General features: G+C 67.9%; 22 protein-coding genes and 1 riboswitch. Of the genes, 6 read left to right on the top strand and 16 right to left on the bottom strand.

What is annotated here, in order from left to right; genetic code table 11:
- Positions 1-57: 57 nt before the first annotated feature.
- The 3 genes from ACQR1F_RS28740 to ACQR1F_RS28750 all read right to left on the bottom strand — a co-directional run bounded on the left by ACQR1F_RS28740 (position 58) and on the right by ACQR1F_RS28750 (position 1,934).
- Positions 58-882, bottom strand: a complete 825-nt coding sequence (locus ACQR1F_RS28740) for a flagellin (RefSeq protein ID WP_315756400.1) — start codon at positions 880-882, stop codon at positions 58-60.
- A 138-nt stretch (positions 883-1,020) separates the two neighbouring features.
- On the bottom strand, positions 1,021-1,728 hold the full coding sequence (locus tag ACQR1F_RS28745) for an RNA polymerase sigma factor (RefSeq protein ID WP_434914303.1): 708 nt from the start codon (positions 1,726-1,728) through the stop codon (positions 1,021-1,023).
- Positions 1,725-1,934: a hypothetical protein gene (locus tag ACQR1F_RS28750; RefSeq protein ID WP_316182783.1), complete on the bottom strand. Its 210-nt coding sequence runs from the start codon at positions 1,932-1,934 to the stop codon at positions 1,725-1,727. The genes ACQR1F_RS28745 and ACQR1F_RS28750 overlap by 4 nt, the downstream gene beginning before the upstream one ends.
- A gap of 734 nt (positions 1,935-2,668) precedes the next feature.
- On the opposite strand from ACQR1F_RS28750, the gene ACQR1F_RS28755 reads away from it, so the two are divergent.
- Together ACQR1F_RS28755 and ACQR1F_RS28760 are read left to right on the top strand one after the other, a co-directional pair.
- The gene (locus ACQR1F_RS28755; RefSeq protein ID WP_434914304.1) at positions 2,669-4,000 is read left to right on the top strand and encodes a hypothetical protein; all 1,332 of its coding nucleotides are present in this window, start codon (positions 2,669-2,671) and stop codon (positions 3,998-4,000) included.
- 18 nt (positions 4,001-4,018) lie between these two features.
- Positions 4,019-4,744: a formyltransferase family protein gene (locus ACQR1F_RS28760; RefSeq protein ID WP_434914305.1), complete on the top strand. Its 726-nt coding sequence runs from the start codon at positions 4,019-4,021 to the stop codon at positions 4,742-4,744.
- A gap of 1 nt (position 4,745) precedes the next feature.
- On the opposite strand, the gene bluB is transcribed toward ACQR1F_RS28760, so the two are convergent.
- Both bluB and ACQR1F_RS28770 read right to left on the bottom strand, forming a co-directional pair.
- Positions 4,746-5,402 carry a 5,6-dimethylbenzimidazole synthase gene (gene bluB, locus ACQR1F_RS28765; protein WP_316182780.1) on the bottom strand — a complete coding sequence of 219 codons (657 nt, stop codon included), beginning with the start codon at positions 5,400-5,402 and terminating at the stop codon, positions 4,746-4,748.
- On the bottom strand, positions 5,399-6,739 hold the full coding sequence (locus ACQR1F_RS28770; RefSeq protein WP_434888099.1) for a cobyrinate a,c-diamide synthase: 1,341 nt from the start codon (positions 6,737-6,739) through the stop codon (positions 5,399-5,401). Before ACQR1F_RS28770 ends, bluB begins: the two co-directional genes overlap by 4 nt.
- A 47-nt stretch (positions 6,740-6,786) precedes the next feature.
- Between ACQR1F_RS28770 and ACQR1F_RS28775 the strand changes: the two genes are divergently transcribed.
- Positions 6,787-7,917, top strand: coding sequence for a cobalt-precorrin-5B (C(1))-methyltransferase (locus ACQR1F_RS28775; protein ID WP_434896340.1), 1,131 nt, complete (start codon positions 6,787-6,789; stop codon positions 7,915-7,917).
- Here ACQR1F_RS28775 and cobM read toward each other — a convergent pair.
- From cobM to cbiE, 3 genes are read right to left on the bottom strand one after another with little or no spacing between them, the layout of a single operon-like run.
- Positions 7,887-8,648, bottom strand: a complete 762-nt coding sequence (gene cobM / locus ACQR1F_RS28780) for a precorrin-4 C(11)-methyltransferase (protein ID WP_434914306.1) — start codon at positions 8,646-8,648, stop codon at positions 7,887-7,889. The genes ACQR1F_RS28775 and cobM overlap by 31 nt on opposite strands.
- Positions 8,645-9,049 carry a cobalamin biosynthesis protein gene (locus ACQR1F_RS28785; RefSeq protein WP_316182776.1) on the bottom strand — a complete coding sequence of 135 codons (405 nt, stop codon included), beginning with the start codon at positions 9,047-9,049 and terminating at the stop codon, positions 8,645-8,647. Before ACQR1F_RS28785 ends, cobM begins: the two co-directional genes overlap by 4 nt.
- Positions 9,046-10,281, bottom strand: a complete 1,236-nt coding sequence (cbiE, locus tag ACQR1F_RS28790; protein WP_434840411.1) for a precorrin-6y C5,15-methyltransferase (decarboxylating) subunit CbiE — start codon at positions 10,279-10,281, stop codon at positions 9,046-9,048. Before cbiE ends, ACQR1F_RS28785 begins: the two co-directional genes overlap by 4 nt.
- A 14-nt stretch (positions 10,282-10,295) precedes the next feature.
- Between cbiE and ACQR1F_RS28795 the strand changes: the two genes are divergently transcribed.
- Entirely contained in the window at positions 10,296-11,069 is a 774-nt protein-coding gene (locus ACQR1F_RS28795; RefSeq protein WP_434894274.1) for a cobalt-precorrin-6A reductase, read from the top strand.
- Here ACQR1F_RS28795 and cobJ read toward each other — a convergent pair.
- The 8 genes from cobJ to ACQR1F_RS28835 are packed head-to-tail and all read right to left on the bottom strand — an operon-like array spanning position 11,033 to position 19,966.
- Positions 11,033-11,800 (bottom strand): precorrin-3B C(17)-methyltransferase, encoded by a 768-nt coding sequence (cobJ, locus tag ACQR1F_RS28800; protein ID WP_315805131.1) that lies wholly within the window; start codon positions 11,798-11,800, stop codon positions 11,033-11,035. The two genes, ACQR1F_RS28795 and cobJ, sit on opposite strands and share 37 nt — an antisense overlap.
- Positions 11,797-12,555, bottom strand: coding sequence for a precorrin-2 C(20)-methyltransferase (locus ACQR1F_RS28805; protein ID WP_315805130.1), 759 nt, complete (start codon positions 12,553-12,555; stop codon positions 11,797-11,799). The genes cobJ and ACQR1F_RS28805 overlap by 4 nt, the downstream gene beginning before the upstream one ends.
- Positions 12,552-13,184 carry a precorrin-8X methylmutase gene (locus tag ACQR1F_RS28810; protein ID WP_434914307.1) on the bottom strand — a complete coding sequence of 211 codons (633 nt, stop codon included), beginning with the start codon at positions 13,182-13,184 and terminating at the stop codon, positions 12,552-12,554. The genes ACQR1F_RS28805 and ACQR1F_RS28810 overlap by 4 nt, the downstream gene beginning before the upstream one ends.
- Entirely contained in the window at positions 13,177-14,448 is a 1,272-nt protein-coding gene (gene cobG / locus ACQR1F_RS28815) for a precorrin-3B synthase (protein WP_434914308.1), read from the bottom strand. Before cobG ends, ACQR1F_RS28810 begins: the two co-directional genes overlap by 8 nt.
- On the bottom strand, positions 14,445-17,867 hold the full coding sequence (gene cobN / locus ACQR1F_RS28820) for a cobaltochelatase subunit CobN (protein WP_434914309.1): 3,423 nt from the start codon (positions 17,865-17,867) through the stop codon (positions 14,445-14,447). Before cobN ends, cobG begins: the two co-directional genes overlap by 4 nt.
- Positions 17,868-17,876: 9 nt before the next feature.
- The gene (gene cobW / locus ACQR1F_RS28825; protein ID WP_434840407.1) at positions 17,877-18,914 is read right to left on the bottom strand and encodes a cobalamin biosynthesis protein CobW; all 1,038 of its coding nucleotides are present in this window, start codon (positions 18,912-18,914) and stop codon (positions 17,877-17,879) included.
- Between the two features lie 20 nt (positions 18,915-18,934).
- Positions 18,935-19,330: a DUF1636 domain-containing protein gene (locus ACQR1F_RS28830; protein WP_315805170.1), complete on the bottom strand. Its 396-nt coding sequence runs from the start codon at positions 19,328-19,330 to the stop codon at positions 18,935-18,937.
- A gap of 3 nt (positions 19,331-19,333) precedes the next feature.
- On the bottom strand, positions 19,334-19,966 hold the full coding sequence (locus tag ACQR1F_RS28835) for a HupE/UreJ family protein (protein WP_316182768.1): 633 nt from the start codon (positions 19,964-19,966) through the stop codon (positions 19,334-19,336).
- A gap of 119 nt (positions 19,967-20,085) precedes the next feature.
- A riboswitch (cobalamin riboswitch) is annotated at positions 20,086-20,278 on the bottom strand.
- A 34-nt stretch (positions 20,279-20,312) separates the two neighbouring features.
- Here ACQR1F_RS28835 and cobU point away from each other — a divergent pair.
- Together cobU and cobO are read left to right on the top strand one after the other, a co-directional pair.
- Complete coding sequence (gene cobU, locus ACQR1F_RS28840; protein ID WP_434840406.1) at positions 20,313-20,849, top strand: bifunctional adenosylcobinamide kinase/adenosylcobinamide-phosphate guanylyltransferase; 537 nt, start codon at positions 20,313-20,315, stop codon at positions 20,847-20,849.
- 16 nt (positions 20,850-20,865) lie between these two features.
- Positions 20,866-21,474 (top strand): cob(I)yrinic acid a,c-diamide adenosyltransferase, encoded by a 609-nt coding sequence (gene cobO, locus ACQR1F_RS28845; RefSeq protein WP_042339416.1) that lies wholly within the window; start codon positions 20,866-20,868, stop codon positions 21,472-21,474.

Here is a 21,474-nt window from a genome sequence, read left to right on the forward strand (position 1 = left end):
CGTCGTCCTCCGAGGAAAAAGCCGGACCGGCGAGGCGCCGGCCCGGCAGATCACGGCTCAGCCCAGCAGCTTCAGGAGGTACTGCGGGATCTGGTTGGCGGCGGCTTCCGCCGATACCGCGGCCTGGGTCTTCACCTGCGCCGACGACAGCTTCGCCTGTTCCGACGCGATGTCGACGTCCTTGATGGCGGAATTGGCCGATTGCAGGTTCTGCGTCTGCGTCGAGATCGAGTCGGCCGAGAAATTGAAGCGCGACTCCTGCGCGCCGATGTCGGCGCGGGCCTTCGACACCGTGTCGATCGCGGTGTCGAGAGCGGTCAAGGCGGCGGTGGCGCCGGTCTGGGTGCTGACGTCGAGCGACGAGACGCCGAGCGTGCTCGCGGTGAGATCCGACAGCGTGATGTTGATGGTGTCGGACGCGGACGATCCGACCAGAACCGAGACGCCCGACGAGAACGTGCTGGTGCCGTCGAGCAGGCTCTGGCCGCTGTAGCGCGTTCCGGTCGCGATCGACGAGATTTCGCTGATGAGCTGCGAGAATTCCGACTGGATGTAGGTGCGGCTGGTTCCGACCGTGGTGCCCGATGCGGACTCGGAGGCCAGCGACTTCATGCGCGCCAGGATGTCGCTGATGTTCGACGCGCCGCCATCCGCGGTCTGCAGGATCGACGTCGCCTGGGCGGCGTTGGTCGCGGCCTGCTGCAGCGTGGTGATATCCGAGGAGATGCGCGTGGAAATGGCGAGACCGGCCGCGTCGTCCGAGGCCGACGTGATGCGCGAACCGCTCGACAGCTTGGAGAGCGAGCTCGTCTCCTGGTTGGAGTTGATGTTCAAGTAGCGGACGGCGGAGTTGGCGGCGATGTTGGTGGAAATTGCGGGCACGGTGAGGACTCCTGAGTGATCGGCAAAGCACGCCGCATCGTGGAAGGACTGACGGTGCGGATCGGCCCCGTCTGACCGATCAAACGGAAGCGCCTGTGGGAATCAGGCGGGAATTCTCCCGCGCCGGGAATTTTATGGTTAGCAATCGGTGAATGCGCCGCGAATGTCGCGCTCGTGACGCCGCAGCATGTCGCGCAGATGCTGGCGACCCCGCTTCAACAGCGACTCCACGGCGGCCACTGTCGTGTCCATCACCTCGGCGATTTCGCCGTTGCTCATGTTCTCGTGATACGACAGGATCACGGCGATCCGTTGCTGCTCCGGAAGCCGCTGCATCGCTCCTTCCAGGAGGTCGCTGAGCTCCGCACGCTCGATGACGCTCACGGCATCCGGCTTGCCGTCCGCAACCTCGGGCACCACATCGACATTCTCGGTCCGCGGCTTGCGGCGGATGTCGATGCAGCGGTTGCTGACGACGCGATAGAGCCAGGTCGAGAATTTGGCACGGCCGTGCTGCCACCGCCCGCGATGAGTCCAGACCTTCAGCATCGTATCCTGAACGACGTCCTCGGCGTCGGCGGCATTGCCGACGATGCGCAACGCAATCGCATAGGCGCGGTCGATGTGGCGCTCGACGAGAAGGCGAAATGCGAGCTCCTCTCCGGTGGCCAGCCGGTCGAGCAGATCCTTGTCCTCGTCGAAGACCATGGCCTCGCCCGGCGGCGCAGAGTCTGGAACGGTGCTGACCGACTCGCTCGACGGCAGCACCACCGCGACGTCCGGGGACCCCGGCTCCTTCGAAGATACGCCATCGGCCGGGGCCCAGACGTCCAGCGCGTAGCTCATTTCCGCATCTCCAACCCGCAATGCCGAATGCGGTATTCGCAGACGGCTTCCGATCGTTGAACGCTGTGATCGAGAGAAGCAGGCGAAGATTCTTCGTGATTTTTCAGGTAGTTAGATGGAATGTTTTGCCTAGGGACAGGCAAATTCTGCCGCACGCGGATCGAGCGCTCGACGATCATTGAGAAGGAGAGGCCGATGTTCGGCATGGCGCGGGTTCATTCCGGAAGACGAGTTCAGCAGAAAACGCGGGCTGCAACGCTTACTAACAGCATCCCTGGATGCGGACCGCGCACACCAAATCTGCGGTCGATCAAGATCCGGAGTTCTTGCGAAACGATCATCTCGCCCGGCAATTTTTTCCGAATCACCTCGACGAAATTATCGCATTTTTCGACTCTGTCAGTTTCCGCAGACGCGATTTTTGAATCTCGTGACGATTTTTGCGACAAGGCGCGCCTGATCTGTCGTGCTCGTACGTTGTAGTTGCTGATGGAACGACAAATGAAGCGATCGACGTGATGCGTCGCGCGCCGACGACGCACGCGTAGGTGTCAATCGATGTCTGTAGCGTCACCGAATGTTGCTCAATGTTTCGATCGACGTCGACTTTCGTGAGTATCGTCGCGTTCGATATCTCAGCGCGAAGCGCGCGATCCGCGCCCGCGACTGCTTTTTAACGCCCGATTTCGTACTTCGGCGTCGACCAAGCGCTATCAGATCGAAAGCGAATGCCCGTACGTCTTCTTACGCATCCACGATGTTGATTCATCTGTGCGGGCTTCGCGCGGCGCGCCGGCAACATTGCGAAACGAAGTTCGCGTTTTCCGTGTCGAGAGCTTCGTCCTGCTCGCATCATCGCAAGTGACCGACGCCGGCGCATGCGTGATCGACGCGCCTGATTGGCCGACGTGGTCCGTTTGATTGTGCAGGAGGACCCGGCATGATGCGACAAGACCCGAAAGCCATCGACGACGACCCGACGCAAGCCTTGCGCGCTCGAGGCGTCAGGCTCGGTCAGCAGCAAGGTCTTCGTCTGCAGTGGCTGTCGCGGACATTCGGGCCGCTGGTTCACTGCGACGAACGTCCATCGCCTGGCCGCGGCCGCACGATCGTCCTGCTCGATCCGCCAACCGGCGCGGGTGCGGAGCTGCTGTACGGCACGCTGACCTCGCACGATGCCGTGGCGATCCCTTTCGGCGAAAACCCCGCGTTCGATTTCCTGAAATCCAAGTTGACGGCGTTCGGCACCGTCGGCACCTCGGCCGACGGTCCGCATGAATTGTGGTGGGGCGGCCGCGACTGGCCTGCTCCGGAGACGGCACCCGCAACTACGATGCGTGTCGTGTCCTGCCATCCGACGACGGTCGGCGACTTGCACGTCTATCATCTCAGACGCTCGCTGCAGCGGCTCGGGCTCCCATTCGACATCGAGGCGATCGATTGCCGCCCCGGCGAACGCCTGAGCGCTGCCGACAAGGCCGACTTCGTCGCGCGGATGTGGCAGCGGCACCGCGAGCCGCTGTTGTACGTCGAGGCGGACGTGATGTTTCAAGCCGCCCCGGGCCTTCCTCATCTGGCCGGCTGCGACTTCGCCGTCCATAAGTGGAACGGCTGGGAGATGTCGCCGCGCACTCTCTATTTCGGCCGCTCCAAGGCGGCCGAGACCATGCTGACGACCTGGCGCGAGATTGCCTCGTCATATCCCGATGTCTGGGACGGCTATCTGATCGACCAGGCCTGGAGTGCGGTGACGTCCCAGATCGCACTCGATACGGTCTGGCTTCCCCGCAGCTACCATGCCGTTGCAGGGGAAGCCGGAGTCGGCAACGCGACGATCGTCCACAATCTGAAGCCGACAAACGCTGATCTCGGCCCCGACCCGGACTTCGCCGAAGTGGCACGCTCGCCGCGGCGGGCGGGGCGCGTCGGCGCGCTGGAGTCGCTGCTCGTGGTGCGCTCGAAAGTAAAATCCGGCCGGGGCGTCACGGTCATCCTGCGCGATGTCGAAGGCAGCAGCGCGCGCGCAACGGCTGACAGCATCGAGCGGCTGACGAGCGCCTTCGTCGCCGATTGCGGCGGCTTTGGCCGCCTCGAGCTTTCGCTGTGCTCGTGGGCGCCGGAGGTTCGCATGGCGCGGCAGGCCGCTTTGCTGGCCGACAACATGGTACTCGAGATCGTCCCCGGTCAGGAGCTGCCGGCCGATCTGTTCGCCGCCACCGCCGCCTCGGAAGCCATGCGCCGGCCCGCCAGCTTCAACGCCCATCGCCACTGACGCCAGCCAGGACAAATCATGTTCGACACCATCATTCTTCTCACCGGCAGCCGTGACCAGCAGCTCGCGTTGTCCGAGCTCCTGCGGGCGCACAACCCTGCCCTCGCATTCCGTTGCGCGGTCAGCCTGCAGGACCTCGAAGCCATCGAACGCGACGTGCTCGGCAGATCCCGCCTGCTTGCGTTCACGACCGGCGTCGTCGTGCCTGCCGCCATCCTTCAGGCGCTCGGTTACGGCGCCTACAATTTTCATCCGGGCCCACCGGATTATCCCGGCTGGGCGCCGGCCCATTTCGCAATGTACGACGGTACGAAGCGCTTCGGCGCGACGGCCCACGCGATGAAGACCCGGGTCGACTGCGGCGCGATCGTCGGTGTCGAGCCGTTCGACATCCCCCAAGGCGTGGATGTCCGCGGCCTGGAGCAGATGGCGTTCGTGCGGCTCGCCTATCTGTTCTGGCGGATGTCGCGCGACCTCGCCTGCCAGGCCGGCCCGCTGCCGGCGCTCGGCACCGGTTGGAGCGGCCCCAAGAGCACGAGGCAGATGTACGCCGCCCTATGCGACATGCCCGCCGACATCGATCGATCCGAGATGGCGCGCCGCATCCACGCCTTTCACGACGATTTCCGCGGCATTCCACTGACCGTCAACCTGCACGGCACACGGTTTCAGCTCATGCGCGCCGAGGCCGCCGTCGGCGAGCCGATGACGGTTGACGCGCCGGCGTTGGCGCTCGCGTCGTGACCTAACGCTTGAGCGGCTTGATCACGGTCTGGTCGAGCCGCGTTTCCCAGCCGTGACGTTCCAGCTCGGGATCGTCATGCTCCTCCTGCGGCCAGCCGACGCAGAGATACGCAATCAGGCTCCAGTCCGACGGCAATTCGAGCGCGCGACAGACAGCCTCCGGGTCCAGGATCGACACCCAGCCAACGCCGAGACCTTCCGCGCGCGCCGCCAGCCAGAACGTCTGGATCGCTGCGACCACCGAGTAGCGGAGCGTTTCCGGCATCGTGGCGCGGCCGAGACGATGCCCGGTGGCAGCGCCTTCGTCGGCACAGACGGCGAGATGGACCGGCGCCTGCGTCAAGCCTTCCAGCTTGAGGCTTGCATAGAGCGCGCGCCGCTCACCATCATAGCCGGCGAGCGCCGCCTGGTTCGCATGCTGGAAGTTCTCGATCACCGTCGCGCGGCGTTCGGCGCTCTCGACGAGCACGAACCGCCAAGGCTGGCAGAAGCCGACGGACGGCGCGTAGGACGCGAGAGCGAGCAACTGCTCGATCAGCTCAAGGGAGACCGGATCGGCGCGGAAACGGCGGACGTCGCGACGCCAGCGCACCAGCTCGGCAAAGCGCTGCCGGAATGTCGCGTCGAACTGCGGAGGGCTTCGGCCTGGCTCGCTCATGCGCCCTCCCCGCTCAGGACGTGCAGGAACGATCCGGTCATCGACCCGCGCCGGGCGCCGCGCTCGGCGATGACGCCGCCCGAGGCATCGCGGCACGCGATCAGCGGATCGTCTGCCTCGCTCAGGATGGTTGCATAATGGAATTCGTGGCCGTGAACGACGGCCCCTCTCGGGCCGAGGCTGCAGTCGACCAAGAGCGTCGCTTGACGATAGCCGAGATGCAGGCGGCGTCGCGCGAACGACGTTTCCAGTGACAGCAGCCCAGCCATCGCATGCCGGACACCATGGGCATCTTCGAGTCCCGCGCCTAGCGTCATGTAGCCGCCGCACTCGCCGTGGATTGGCACGCCGCGCGAGGCCATCGCGCGCAACGCGTCCAGGAACGACCGCGCCGAGGCCAGCCGTCCCGCATGCAATTCGGGATAGCCGCCTGGCAGCCACACCGCGTCGGCTGCCGGATCAGGAGCCTCGTCGTTCAACGGCGAGAACGGGATGGCCTCCGCGCCCTGAGCGCGCCAGTGCCGCAGCAGATGCGGATAGCTGAACGAGAAGGCCGCATCTGATGCGAGCGCGATGCGCTGTCCGGGCGGTTTGATGCCGAGGCTGGAGCTCTGCGCGGCGAGGCCAGGCGCCCGAATCGGATTTGCGAGAGCAAGCACCGCGTCGAGATCGACCGACCCGGACACGCTTGCCGCAAGACGCTCGAGATGGGCCTCGATGGCCGTGATCTCCTGGGCCTGGACCAGCCCGAGATGGCGTTCGGGCAAGGTCAGTTGCGCGTCCCGCGCCAGCGCGCCGAGCACCTCGATTCCGACGGTCGCAAACGCCGGCTCGATGAGCGCCCGGTGCCGCTCGCTCGCGACCCGATTGAGGATCACCCCGGCCACGTGGACATCGTCGCGAAAACGCGCGCAGCCGAGCGCGACGGCGGCGGCCGTCTCGGTCTGCCCGCTGACATCGAGAACGAGCACGACCGGCCAGCCGGTCAGGGCTGCAAGATCCGCAGCCGAGCCCCTGCCCGCGCGCCCGGGATGCGACGCGCCATCGAACAGGCCCATGACGCCCTCGACGATGGCGATATCGGCGTCGGCGGCGACGCCGCAGGCAAGCCCGAGCAGCTGCGGCGCGGACATCGCCCAGCTGTCGAGATTGTAGCTCGTCCGTTGTGCCGCAGCCGTGTGATAGGCGAGATCGATATAGTCCGGGCCGCATTTGAAGGGTTGCACGCGCGCGCCGCGCCGGCTGAGTGCACGCAACAGCCCGAGCGTGACGGTCGTCTTGCCGGCGCCCGAACGCGGCGCGGCGATGATGATTCCGCTGGGCGCCGCCGTGCTCATGGCCGTAACGCCGCCGAGGCATGGCAAAATGTGCTATGCGAACCGACATGATGGACATCGCGGATCCGCCGAACCGACCGCTGAAGCGTGGCTGGACGACCGGAAGCTGCGCCACGGCCGCAGCGCGCGCCGCCTACGAGCTGCTGATCACGGGCAACTGTCCTGCCATGGTCGAGATCGCCCTGCCTGGCGGACGTCGCGTCGGCTTTGCGATCGCGATGCATGAGGCCGACGGCATCAAGGCCACCGCGGGCGTGGTCAAGGACGCCGGCGACGATCCTGACGTCACGCATGGTGCGCTGGTCAGAGCAACCTTGCGGCGCGGTGCAGACAATTCCGGCGTAACGTTCCGCGCCGGCCCCGGCGTCGGCACCGTGACACGACCGGGATTGCCGCTGCCGCCGGGAGAGCCTGCGATCAATCCGGTGCCGCGCGAGATGATCACGGCGGCGATTGGCGAAGCCTCGGCAAAGCTCGGTGCGACAGGCGACGTGGCCGTCGAGATCTCCATTCCCGGCGGCGAGGAGCTCGCCAGAAAGACGCTCAACCCGCGGCTCGGCATCGTCGGCGGCCTGTCGATCCTCGGCACCACGGGAATCGTGGTGCCGTTCAGCTGTGCTGCCTGGATCCACTCCATCTATCGCGGCATCGACGTCGCGCGCGCGGCCGGCCTGCCGCACATCGCCGGCGCGACGGGAAGCACATCCGAGAAGGCCGTGCAGCGGCTCCATGGCCTGCCGGAGACGGCGCTGATCGACATGGGCGATTTCGCCGGCGGCATGCTGAAATATCTGCGACGGCATCCGGTCGCTCGCGTCACCGTGGCCGGCGGCTTCGCCAAGATGACCAAGCTCGGCCAGGGCCTGCTCGACCTGCATTCGCGCGCCGGCGAGGTCGATCTCGGCTGGCTGGCGAACACGCTGCATGACGCGGGTGCGCCGACCACGCTCGTCACGAGCGCACGCACGGCCAACACCGCGCTGCAGGTGCTGCAGGAGTCCCAGCGGGTCGGGTTTCCTGCCGGAGAGGTGGTCGCGCTCGCCGCCTGGACGACGGCGCGGCGTGCGCTGGGCGACAACGACATGGCCCTCGACATCGCCGTGTTCGACCGCGACGGCCGGCTGGTCGGACAAAGTCATGGACCGGCTCACTCCCCTCTCCCGCGGAAGCGCCGCTGATAGTCGGCATCGTACAGCGCGCTGTTGCGAAAATCCTCGGTTGCGAGTGCGCGGCCCACCAGGATCAGCGCGGTCCGCTCCACGGCGGAAGCCGCGGCCTGGCCGACGATGGTCGCCAGCGTGCCGGTCAGGACCAGCTGGTCCGGCCAGCTCGCGCGATAGACGATCGCGACCGGACAGTCGTCACCGTAATGCGGCCGCAGCTCCTCGACGACCTTGTCCAGAACGTGGATGGAGAGATGGATGGCGAGCGTGGCGCGCGACTGCGCGAACAGCGCAAGCTGCTCCGTCTCCGGCATGGCCGACGCGCGGCCGGAGGTCCGCGTGAGCACCAACGATTGGGCGAGTCCCGGCAAGGTCAGTTCGCGGCCGAGCGCGGCCGCTGCCGCCGCGAACGACGGCACGCCGGGTGTGATCGTGTAGGGAATCCGCAACGCATCGAGGCGCCGCAATTGCTCGCCGAGCGCGCTCCAGATCGAGAGATCGCCGGAATGCAGCCGCGCCACATCTTCTCCTGCGACCGTGGCGCGTTCGATCTCGGCCACGATCTCGTCGAGCGACATCGGTGCCGTGTCGACGATACGTGCGCCGGGCGGGCAATGATCGAGCAGCGCTCGAGGGACCAGCGAGCCCGCATAGAGACATACCGGACAGCGCGCGATCAGGTCACGGCCGCGCAAGGTGATCAGGTCCGGGGCGCCGGGACCGGCGCCGATGAAGTGCACCGTCATGGCGCACGCTCCGCATCGATGGCCGCCTCGCCCTCCGCCAGCGCGCAGGTCGCTACGGCGTTTGCGACGCGCGCCAGGACCAGCCGGGCATTCGCGCCGGCGGCAGCGAGCGCCGCCGTCTCGGCAACCGAAGGTACACCCTTCAGGCGCCTGACGCGATCGCTTCGCGTGATCGCGCGATCGGCGACAGCCGTCATGTCAGCAAGATCGACTCCGACGAGCGGACGGCCGAGCCGCTGCGCGGCGGACACCACGCCAGGCTCGCTGACCTTGTCCGCCGCCGTGGCGAGCACCGCCACGTCTGCCGGGGCGAGGCGCGCCAACGAGAGCGCCTGTGCGATGACCGCCTCGATGTCTGCGACGCTGGCGGCGCGGCGGCAACCGATCCCGAGCGCGATCATGGTTTCGTCACCCGCCACTGCGTGATCGGCATGGCCTGCCGCCAACCATGCATGCGGCCGACCGGCTCGATGCGCGAAACCGCGATGCGGATCAGTTCACCGCCATGCTGGCCGAACAACGCGCTCAGCCGCGCCTCGCCTTCGAGCGACACCACGTTGGCGACGAGGCGGCCGCCGGGTTTCAGCCGCGACCAGACGGCTTCGAACACACCCATTTCCGAAATGCCGCCGCCGATGAAGACCGCATCGGGCGCTTCCAGATCCGCCAGCACCGCCGGCGCGCGTCCCATCACCAGCTTCAGCTCGGGAGTGCCGAGCGCCAGCGCGTTGCGCATCGCCCGGTCGGCCCGGTCCTGCCGCGCCTCGATCCCGATCGCGCGCAGCGAGCCGTGCCGCAGCAGCCACTCGATTGCCACCGCGCCCGAGCCCAGCCCGACGTCCCACAGCAGTTCGCCTGGACGCGGCGCCAAGGCCAACAACGTCACGGCGCGCACGTCGCGCTTGGTGAGCTGGCCGTCATGCTCGAACAGGTCATCGGCAAGACCAGCGGTCAGCGGGATCACGGGTGCATCGGTCTCGGCATCGACCTCGACCGCGATCGTCGTCAGCGGATGAATATCAGAGAGATCGAACGCGTCGGCCAGCGCTCTGCGCACCCGCTCATGCGCGCCGCCGATCGCTTCCAGCACCGTCAGGCGCGAGCGTCCCATGCGGCGCGAGGTCAGCAGCGCGGCGAGCCGCGCGGCGGTGGATCCGTCCCAGGCCAGTGCCAGAATGCGCGCGCCCGGCGCGAGATGGCGGATAATCCCTTCGAGCGGGCGGCCGTGCAACGTCACCTGCGCCACATCCTGCAGCGGCCAGCCGAGCCGCGCCGCCGCGAGGCTGAAGGCCGAGGGCTGCGGGACGCAAAGCATCTCGGCGGACGCGAAGCGCTGCATCAGCTGCTTGCCGACGCCGTAGTTGAAAGGATCGCCGCTTGCGAGAACGACGACGGGCTGTCCCCGTCGCGCCGCGATCTGGTCGAACGCGAGCTTCAACGGGCTGGGCCAAGCCAGCCGTTCCCCCGCGATCAACGGCGCGGCAAGCTCGAGATGGCGCGCGCCTCCGACCACGAGCGCCGCCTGCGCGATGAGACGTCGTGCGGACGTCGAGAGACCGTCAACACCATCCTCGCCAATCCCGACGATGGACAGCCAGCGCTGCGCGTTGCAAGTTGCGGCCGAGTTCACCATGGACACTGCCCCGCATGCGTATTCTCATTCTTGGCGGGACGACCGAGGCTTCGGAGCTGGCGCGGCTGCTCGCCGGCGACGACCGGTTCGCAGCGACGCTCTCGCTCGCCGGCCGCACCGCCGCGCCCAGACCGCAGCCGCTGCCGACGCGCATCGGCGGCTTCGGCGGCATCGCCGGACTGGAAGCCTGGCTGCGGGATCATGCGATCGACGCCGTCATCGATGCCACGCATCCCTACGCCGACCAGATCTCGCGCCATGCGGTCGCAGCCTGCCATGCGCTGTCGGTGCCGCTGGCGTCGATCCGGCGCGCGGCCTGGCAACGCCAGGCCGGCGACCGCTGGATCGAAGTCGGCAGTGCCGACGACGCGGCTTCCGCGCTCGGAACGGATCCGGCGCGTGTATTCCTCAGCCTTGGCCGCCTGGAGCTCGCAGCCTTCGCAGCAGCCCCGCAGCACCACTACGTCGCGCGAACCATCGACCCGCCTGGCGACGTCGCGTTGCCGCCCGACATTCGCTTCGTCCACGATCGCGGGCCGTTCGACGAGCCGACAGAGCAAGCCTTTCTGATCCAGGAGCGCATTGCCTTTGTGGTATCGAAGAACTCCGGAGGCGCGGCCACGTATCCGAAGATCGCAGCCGCGCGGCGGCTCGCGATTCCCGTGGTGATGATCGCAAGACCCGACAAGCCGCATGGCATCGCGCTGGACGGCGCGCGAGCCGCATTGCAGTGGCTGGAGGCACAACTGGTTCATGCCCCGCCCTCAACCTCACGGCGCAGCGTATAGACAAACGGCGACTTTCCCTCGCGCGCGATCAGGCGCGTGGCGCTCGATCCGATCAGCACGAGCGTGCGCATGTCCGCCTTGCCGGGATCGACCTCGCCCAAGGTGGTGATGATCCGTCCGACATCACCACTGCCCGCGGCCCTGACCATGACGACGACGGTCGAAGCCGGCTTGATCTGGCGCAGCAGCGCGAACGCCTCGCCCAGCTGATGAGGCCGCGCTTTGGACAGCGGATTATAGAGCGCAATGACGAAATCGGCCGCGGCGGCCGCCTCGAGGCGGCGACGGATGGTCGTCCAGCTCTTGAGATTGTCGGAGAGCGAGATCGCGCAGAAGTCGCCGCCGAGCGGCGCCCCGACCTCAGCCGCGGCCGCCAGCATGGCGGTGACGCCAGGCTCGACGCGGATGTCGAGGTCGCGCCAAGCCGGCGGTCCCGCCTCGACCGCCTCGAACACCGCCGCGGCCATCGCGAACACGCCGGGATCACCGCCCGACACCACCACGACCTGCTTGCCGTCGCGTGCGAGCGCCAGTGCGTGGCGCGCACGGTCGAGCTCGACGCGATTGTCGCTGGCGTGCCGGATCTGGCCCGGACTCGTCGAGGTCACCCTGTCGAGATACGGTCCATAGCCGATCAGATCGGTCGCGCTTGCGATGGCGGCCGCGGCGGCGGGCGTGATCAATTCGGCCCGCCCCGGGCCGACGCCCACGATGGTCAGCGTGCCCGTCATAGCCGTCGCCCCTGCCCGGGGATCAGGATCATCGAGAAATAGGGACCGCGGTCCAGCTCCACCTCGGCCAGCGGCGCGACGCGCTGCGCCTCCATCGTGCCGCGCTCGACATAGAGCGCGCGATCGAGCAATCCGGCGCTGATGATCGCGCGCTTCACCTTGGCGAGGTTGCGCCCGACCTTCATGATCACGGCAGCCTCGCAACGCGTCAGCCGGTCATGCAGGACGTCCTCGCCCAACGTGCCCGGCAGCACCGAGAGGACGTCGTCGCCCCAGGTGATCGGAACATTGGCCTTTGTCCAGCAGCCGGACATGCCGGTGACGCCCGGCACCACCTCGACCGGATGATCGTGCTCCAGTCGCCGCCACATATGCATGAACGAGCCGTAGAAGAACGGATCGCCTTCCGACAGCAGACCGACCGATCGCCCCGCCGCCAGATGCGCGGTGATGCTGTCCGACGCGCGCCGATAGAAATCGGCGATCTCTGACTGATAGGACGGGTCGGCGACGGGCAGTTCCTCCGTGACCGGATATTCGAGCCGCAGCTCGTGGCGGCCGGCTTCCATCAAGGGCGTCACGATCCGCCGCGCGTTGCCTTCCATGCCGCGCTTGGCAAAGAACGCCACCACATCGACGGACCGGACCAGGCCGGCGGCGCGCAAGGTCAGATAGCGAACGTCGCCCGGACCGACGCCGATGCCGTACAGCGTGCCGGGATGAGCCGAGCCCGCGATGGTGTCTAAGAGGCTCATTCGACGTCGCTCGCGATCGCATTCACCGCCGCGACCGCCATCGCGCTGCCGCCCTTGCGGCCCTTCACGATCAGATACGGCACCCGGCCATCGGCCGCGAGCGCCTCCTTGGACTCCCGCGCTCCAACGAACCCAACCGCCGTCCCGATCACCGCGGCCGGTCGCGGCGCGCCCTGATCGAGCATGTCGAGCAGATGAAACAGCGACGTCGGCGCATTGCCGATCGCCACCAGGGCGCCGCCGAGATGCGGCCGCCACAGCTCCAGCGCCGCGGCGGATCGGGTGGTCCCAAGCTTCGCGGCAAGCGCGGGCACCTCGGGCGCCTCGAGCGTGCAGATGATCTCGTTCCTCGCCCGCAGCCGCGCCCGCGTGATCCCCTGCGCCACCATCTTGGCATCGCACAGGATCGGCGCGCCGCCATCGAGCGCCGCCCGCGCCTCCGCGGCGAAATGTTCGGACATCGCGATGTCGGAGGTGATCTCGACCATGCCGCAGGCATGGACGATGCGCACGGCGATCTTCTCTTCCAGTCCCTGGAAGCGCGACAGGTCGGCCTCGGCGCGGATGGTCGCGAACGAGCGGCGGTAGATCTCCGCGCCGTCCTTGATGTAGTCGCGGAGCTCAGACATCGGCCTTTTCTTTCGTTTCGAACAACCCGTCGACGTCGATCTCGGCGGGATCGAGCATGCCGCAGGGCTCGCTCTTCACCGTGCCGTGGCGGACGATGTGATAACCTTTGGCCTCGCCGACCAGCACGATGTCGGCAGCCGCCGACCGTGCACAGCCCTTGGCGCAGCCGGAGACGTGCAGCGTGCCGTTGAATCCCGTCCGGGCCATCGCATCGGCGATCATGCGGGCATGCTGCCGCGTCGCCAATTCCGTGGACGGACAGCAGCCGGCGCCCGAGCAGGCGTCGATGCGCATCAGTGGATCGGCGTCGTCGACGACCAGGCCGAGCCGGGCTGCCTCCGCCACCAATTGCCCTGCACTCACGGCGCCCGCGACGACATATAGCGCGCGCCATGGTGACAGGCGGACCTCGGCCACATCATGTGCCGCGAGCACGGCCGTAAGCCGCGCCAGCGCGTCGCTATCGATGCGGCCGAACGGCACGCCGAGACCGACGGCGCAGGTTTGATCCGTGAGAGCAATGACGCCGCAATGTCGCTGCCCCATGGCGGCTGACGGTGGCGCGATGTCGGAAACGTCAAGGTTCAGCTCTGCGCTGACCGCGGCGATCGCGGACGGCGGCAACGTCGCGGAGCGGCGCGTGGGGCTAAGTTGCAGCACCAGCCGCGCGAGGTGAACGGCCGTCGATGCCGCGTCGATCACGGCTGTCGTTCCGAGCCACACGGGATCATCGGAACCCGCAATGCCGACGGCGACACGCCTCCCCCGAGTGCCGCCACAGGCGACGAGACGAACATCCGCGGCGAGCTCCGTCAGCGGCAGCCGGCCGCCGCCGTCCAGCGCAAAGCCGAACTTGGGCGGCAGCGCATGGAGCGTCTGATCCGAGGCCAGCAACGTCTCCAGCTCGGCCGCGACGGGTCGCATGTCGGCCCGTTCGGCCGGGTCGTGTCCCGCCAGCGGATTGACGACGATGTTGCGGATGGCTTCGCGCTCGGCGCTATCATCGAGCAGGCCGAGTGATGCCATCAGCTCCCACAGAGGCACGAGCGTCTCGGACGATACGCCACGTATCTGCAGATTGGCGCGGCGCGTGAGGTCGATCTCGCCGTTGCCGTAACGCCGCGCGGCCTCGGCAAGCTCGCGCAGCGTCGACACCGGCAGCGCGCCGCCATGCGGCCGGACGCGAACGATCAACCCGTCGCCGCTCGGCATCGGACGCCGCGCGCCCGGACACCAGCCCTTGATCTCGACCGCGGCGCTCACGACACGCTCTCCTTTTGCGTGAGGCGCGCGCGAGCCTGCACGATCTCGTCAGCGACCGCATTGCGGCGCGGCACCCAAAGCCGCCGGCGCAGCGCATCCTCGAACCGCGAGACGATCGCGGCGACAGCCGCAGGATTGCGCGCGACCATCCCGTCCAGCACGGCCTCGTCGCGCAGCAGCGCGCCATGCGCCAGATCGAACAGGTGCTCGGCGACGGCATCGGAGGTGGCCGCAAAGGCATAGAGCGCGTCGACGCCCTGCGCGATCTCGGCCACGCCGCGATAGCCGTGAGCGAGCATTCCGTTGATCCACCGCGGATTGGCGAGACGGCCGCGGACCACGCGGGCAATCTCCTCACTGAAGCTCCGCGCCGTCGGCGCCTCTGGACGGCTGGTGTCGAGATGCAGCAGCGCGGGCGACGCGCCAAGCGACGCTGCGGCGGCGGCAAAACCTCCGGCGAAATCGGCGACCTCCTCGCCATCGAGCAGGTCGCGCTCACGATCGTCCTGCGGATGCACGAGGGCATCGGCGCTGCGGACGCGGGCGCGAAACGTGTCGGAGGCCGACACGCCGTCATGCGCTCCGCCGAAACTGTAAGCGGTGCTCTCAAGATACGCCTCGCCGAGCTGCGACCGGCTCGTCCAGTCCATCCCGAGCGCGAGATCGGCGGCAACGGCGCCGTAGCTGCCGGGCGCGCCGCCGAACACGCGCGCCAGGCTCTCGCCGCGCCGCCGGGCCGCGGCCAGCGGATTGTCGGCATCGTCCTCGTCGAGCGCCGCCACCTTCTGCACGGCGAGATCGAACAGCGCGATCTGCGCTTCGAACAGGTCGCGGAACAGCCCCGAGATCCGCAGCGTCGCATCGATGCGCGGGCGATCGAGCATCGCCAACGGCAGCACATCGACGCCCGTGACGCGATTGGAGTTGAGATCCCAGCGCGGCCGCACGCCGAGATAAGCCAAGGCCTGGGCCAGATCGTCACCGCCGGTACGCAGCGATGCTGACGCCCAGAGATCGAGCATGAGCGCGCGCGGATAGTCGCCATGGTCCTGCAGATAGCGCCGGATCACCTCGTCGGCGGCGCGCTGGCCAACCAGAGCCGCAGTGCGGGTCGGAATCGCGCGCGGGTCGATCGCGGTCAGATTGCGGCCCGTGGGCAGCACGTCGAGACGGCCGCGGCTCGGCGCGCCGGCGGGACCGGCGGCGACGCGCCGGCCATCGAGCGCGGCGAGCAACGCGCTGCGCTCGGCCGCCGCGCTCCCGTCAATCCGGGCTGCGATGTCGGCGCGATCGATAGTCGCTGCCGCCTGTCCCGTGGCCGCAATGATCGCATCGGCCAACAGGCCGGTCGCCGCCGTGTCGGGCGCCTGCCCGAACACGTGCAGGCGGTCACGCACCGCGAGCTCCTTGATGTCGCAGAGCTGCGCATCGAGCTGCGCGATCGCCTCGCGTCCGGCCATGGCACGGTCGAGCCCGCAATCGGCGGCCAAGCCGCTCTGCCAGGCCCGCGCGACGATCTCCTCCTCGAGCAGCTTCAAGCGGCGTTTGTCGAGACCATCCGCCTCGGCATACTCCTCGACCAGCCCCTCCAGCTCCAGCAAGGGTCCGTGCAGGCCGGCCTGCGACAGCGGCGGCGTCAGATGCCCGAGCGTCAGTGCCGACAACCGCCGCTTGGCCTGCATCGCTTCGCCGGGATTGTTGACGATGAAGGGGTAGATCACCGGCAACGGGCCCAGCACGGCCTCCGGCCAGCACGCGCTCGAGAGCGCCAGCGCCTTGCCCGGCAGCCATTCCAGCGTGCCATGCGCACCCAGATGAATCAGCGCATCGATCCGCTCGGCCTCACGAAGATGCGCGTAGAGCGCGACGAAAGCGTGCCGCGGCGGCACGCTGGTGTCGTGATAGCCGGACTTGCGGTCGGCGCGATGGCCACGATCCGGCTGCAACAAAATCAGCAGTTTTCCTGTACGCAGCACCGGGAAACGGAACGCGCCATCCCGGAATGCCGGGTCGACATCTGCCTCTCCCCAGGTGTCGTGCAAGGCGCGCTGCAGATCATCCGGCAACAGCGCCAGTGCGGACCGATAGGTCGCGAGCGGCACGACGAGCTCATCTGCCTGGTCCCGCAGCAGCGCTTCGATGTCGTCGGCGATCGGCGCTGCGCGGCCGATGTCGTACCCGCTGTCCGCCAACAGCCGCGCGATCGCGGCCGCGCTTGCGCTGGTGTCGAGACCGACCGCATAGCCGCGGCGGCCGCCGCGCGCCGGATAATCGGACAGCATCAGCACTACGCGCCGTTCGCTGGCCGGCAGCGCGCGCAATTGCGCCCATCGCGCCGCGAGCCGGGCGACGTAAGCAATACGGTCCTGTTGAGGCACATAACGCATCGCGCTGAACTGCAGACGCTCGTCCGCCGGCGCCTCACCCTTGAACGCAATCGGGCGCGCCAGCAGCCGGCCGTCGAGCTCCGGCAGCACGACATTCATCGCAAGGTCCGTCGGCGACAGTCCACGCGCCGAGGAAGCCCACGCGTCCTCGGTGCTCTGCGCCTGGATGATCTGCAGAACCGGCGCGTCCGCGAGGTCGAGCGCCGTTGTGCCGTCCTCGCGCTGCGCCGAGAACGCGGTCGCGTTCAAGATGACCGCAGGACGCCGGTGCCGGACCAGTCGCGCCAGCGCATCGCCGATGCTGGGATCCTTCAGGCTGGTCACCGCGACCGCGACCGCCGCCAGCCCTTCGGCTTCGATCGAACGCATCAATTCCGCAATCCCGGCCGTATCGGCGGCAAGCAGGCTCGCACGGTAGAACACGATCAGCGCGCTCGGCCGTGCATCATCGTGGCTGCAGAGGTCATCGATGCCGACCGCGCCGCGGTCGCGCGCGAAGCCGACGATGGAGCCGAGCGCGAGCGGCTCGCCAAACGGCGCGTCACCGCCAAGCAGGCTCGCGAGATAATGCAGCGCCTCGCGCGCATTGCCGACGCCGCCCTCGTGCAGATAGCCATAGAGCCGCGACGTCGCGTCGTGCGGCAAGGTCGAGAGCGCATCGAGCCGGTCGTCGGCGCGATCGTCGCCCGGCAGTGCCGCGAACAGGATGTTGCGGCTGCGGCACACCGACGCGATGCGCTCCAGCCCGTAGCGCCAATAGTCGAGCCCACCGAGACAACGCACGACGACGGCGCGCGCCCCGAGCACGACGCGGTCGACATAGAGATCGACCGACATCGGATGCTTCAGCCGCTTCAGGCTGGCGAGGCGCAGGCTGGGCAGCTCGGTCGACGTCGCGGTCCAGGCTTCGGCCAACGCCGACAGGTCGGTGTCCGAGAACGACAGCACGACGATCTCGGCCGGCGACTGCGCAAGATCCACGGCCTGTTCGAGGTCGTCGAGATCCCCGCCCGTTGTCGCCAGCAGGTGCATCGGTGACGCCTACCCTGTGATCAGGCTCTGGATGGCGGCGGCATCGAGGCCGCGCTCGCCGATGATCACCAACCGCCCCTGCCGCGATTCGCCCGAGCGCCACGGGCGCTCGAACTGATGCTGGATGCGGCTGCCCACGGCCTGCACCAGGAGGCGCAGCGGCTTGCCGGCAACTTCCACGAACCCTTTCACCCGCAAGACATCATGCGCATCGACGGCGGCCGCGATCCGGTCGACGAGCGCATCGGGCGAGGCCTGCGCCGGGACGTCGAGCACGAAGCTCTCAAAATCGTCGTGATCATGCTCGGCCTCGTTGTCGTGATGCGACGGCCGGGCGGCGAGATCGTCCTCCGCTGCGGCGCCGAGCCCGAGCAGCACCGACGCCGACAGCCTGCCATGCTCGGTCGCGATCACCTTGACCGCGCGCTGCACCTTGGCGGCGATCTCGGCGGCGACATCCTTGCGCTGCCCCTCGCTCATCAGATCGCTCTTGTTCATCACGACGAGATCGGCGCACAGCAACTGGTCCTCGTAGACCTCCTCCAGCGGGTTGTCGTGATCGAGCGAGGCATCGGTGGCGCGCTGCGCCGCGAGCGCTTCCGGATCGTCGGCGAAGCGGCCCGCAACCACCGCCGGGCCGTCGACGACCGCCACGACGCCGTCGACCGTGACACGCGTCGCGATCTCGGGCCAGTTGAAGGCCTGCACCAGCGGCTTCGGCAGCGCCAGCCCCGAGGTCTCGATCACGATATGCTCCGGCGGCTCCTTCTGATCCAGCAGGCTCCTGAGCGCGGGCACGAAATCGTCGGCGACGGTGCAGCACAGACAGCCGTTCGACAGCTCGACGATGCGATCCTCCGGACAGTCCGGCACGCCGCAGCCCTTCAGGATGTCGCCGTCGATGCCGACGTCGCCGAACTCGTTGACGATGATGGCGAGCCGGCGGCCGTTCGCGGTCTCGATCAGATTGCGCACCAGCGTCGTCTTGCCGGCGCCGAGAAAACCGGTGACGATGGTGCAAGGCGTCTTGGCGAACGACTTCGTCATGGCGATGCGATCTCTCGGTTTCAGCGTGGCGCCGACAGCGCAGGCACGCGCGCGACGGTGTTCTTGCGGATGTATTCCGGGCGCTCGCGCCAGGCCGGCAGGCCCGCATCATGGCGCTGATGCAGCTGCGCGAATGCCAGCACATCCCGCGCATGCAGATCCGGATCGAGCGCGCCGAGCACATAGGTCCATTTGCCCGGCGCTGTCACCGCAACCGTGCACGCACGATTGCAGTTCGACAGGCACTCGACACCGACAACGGTGACGCCGGCGCGCTGCGCGGCCGGCACCGTCTCGATGGCTGCGAGCAAACGGGCACCGGCCCGCGGCTCGTCCGGCGGCGCAGCTTCAGGCGCCTGCGTGCGGCAGGTGACGCAGACGAACAGCGTCGTCTCTCCAGTCTCCGATGCGATCATCAATCAGCCGATCACGCCGGCGGCCGTTGCGGCGGCAACGCCGCCCACCAGCACGATGGCAGCGCCCGCGAGCCGCAGCGCCAGCGGCGCAGCCGCCTTGGCCTTCGCCGACAGCAGCCTGGTGCCGAGGAACGCACCGGCCGCGATGACGGTCTGGATCACGAGCAGCCCGGCGAGATAGGCTCCAAGCGGAGAGTTCTCGGCGCCGACGATCGATTCACCCAGCGCATATCCGTGGACGAGGCCGGTCACGGCGAACAGGCCGGCAACCGGCAACACGCCGAAACGCCCACGCATCACCACCACCAGCCCAACCACGGCGGTGGTCAGGCCGACCAGCAGCTCGGCAGCGGGGATGTTGGCCTTGGCCACATGCAGGCCGACGCCCGCGATCATCGCGGTGGTGAAGGCGAGCACCGGCGCGAAGCCGCGGCCCAGAAGAGCTGCAACGATGCCTGCGCCCACGATCGCCGCCAGATGGTCGATTCCGATGATGGGATGGCCGAGGCCGGACAGCATCCCCTGCGCAAACGTCTGCGGCAGCTTGCCGCCCATCATGTGATGCGCGAAGGCGGGATCGGCGGCGAGCAGCAACAGGCTCGCGGCTGCAAAGGTCGTGGTACGGGTCAACTTCATGGCCGTCTCCGTCGCTTGCCGGCTCCCCAGAGGACCGGACGATGCGCTGCATCCGACGGCATCCCGCCCATCCCGGCGGGATCAGAACCAGCATCGCGACTCCCCGCGCGACGGGTCGGCCAACAGCAATGTCGACGGCAGGTCTCCTGGCTCTCGGGTCGCTGCATCAGGCCACCTTCCCGGTTTCCCAGTGGTGTCTTGGCCTCACACTCGCCGATTACAGTTGCGGGGGCAGCCACGGCCTTGGGTCAAGAACCCGCACCGTGTTCCCTAAATCTCTCCTTTCGGAGAACCGTCATCTGTTAGATACGGGTCGCGCCAAAGCCCGTCAATCGGAATCGTCCCCATGGCCCCTGCCCCGCCGCACCCCGTCCTGCCGCGCCTGACGCTGGTGCTCGGCGGCGCGCGCTCGGGCAAGAGCCGCCATGCCGAGGCGCTCGTCACCGCCCTTCCGCCGCCCTGGACCTATGTTGCGACGGCGCAGGCGTTCGACGCCGAAATGACCGACCGGATCGCCCAGCACAAGGCGCGCCGCATTGAGGGATGGCAGACGCTGGAAACGACACATGATCTCGCCGGCCTCATCCGGGCACATGGAGATTCGGGCACGCCGATGCTGATCGATTGCCTGACGCTCTGGCTCAGCAATGTGATGCTCGCCGACATGGACGTACCGGCCAGATGTGCCGAGCTGATCGATGCGCTCAGGAGCGCGAATGGCCCCATCGTGGCCGTGTCCAACGAAGTCGGGCTGGGCATCGTGCCGGACAATGCGCTGGCGCGCGCCTTTCGCGACGCCCAGGGTCGACTGAACCAGGACGTCGCGGCCGTGGCCGATCGCGTGATCCTGATGGCGGCAGGACTGCCGCTGACTTTGAAGTGACAAGGAGAACATGCCCGTGACCGAAAGCGCCGACGATTCCCGCCACAAGGCGAAGATGGAGAACCGCAAGGCGGTGCAGGATGCCGAGGTCGCCTCCAAGACCGTGGAGAAGGGCCTGCTCATCGTTCACACCGGCAAGGGCAAGGGCAAATCGACGGCGGCGTGGGGCCTGATGCTGCGCGCGATCGGCCGCGGCTTTCGCATTGGCGTCGTGCAATTCGGCAAGGGCGCGTGGGAGACCGGCGAGCGCAAGGCCATCGAGACGTTCGGCGACCAGGTGTCGTGGCACACGCTCGGCGAAGGTTTTACGTGGGAAACCCAGGATCGCGCGCGCGACGTCGCCGCGGCCGAGCGCGCCTGGGCCAAGGCAAAGGAGCTGATGGCGGATCCGTCGATCCGGCTGCTCGTTCTCGATGAGCTCAACATCGCGCTGCGCTACGATCATCTTGATATCGCCGACGTCGTCGCCACGCTCGCAGGGCGCCGTCCCGATCTGCACGTCGTCGTCACCGGCCGCAACGCCAAGCCGGAGCTGATCGAGGCCGCCGATCTCGTCACCGAGATGAACCTCGTGAAGCATCATTTCGCGGCCGGCGTGAAGGCGCAGGAAGGCATCGAGTACTAG

Source organism: Bradyrhizobium sp. HKCCYLS3013, assembly GCF_051167615.1.
Lineage (GTDB): Bacteria > Pseudomonadota > Alphaproteobacteria > Rhizobiales > Xanthobacteraceae > Bradyrhizobium.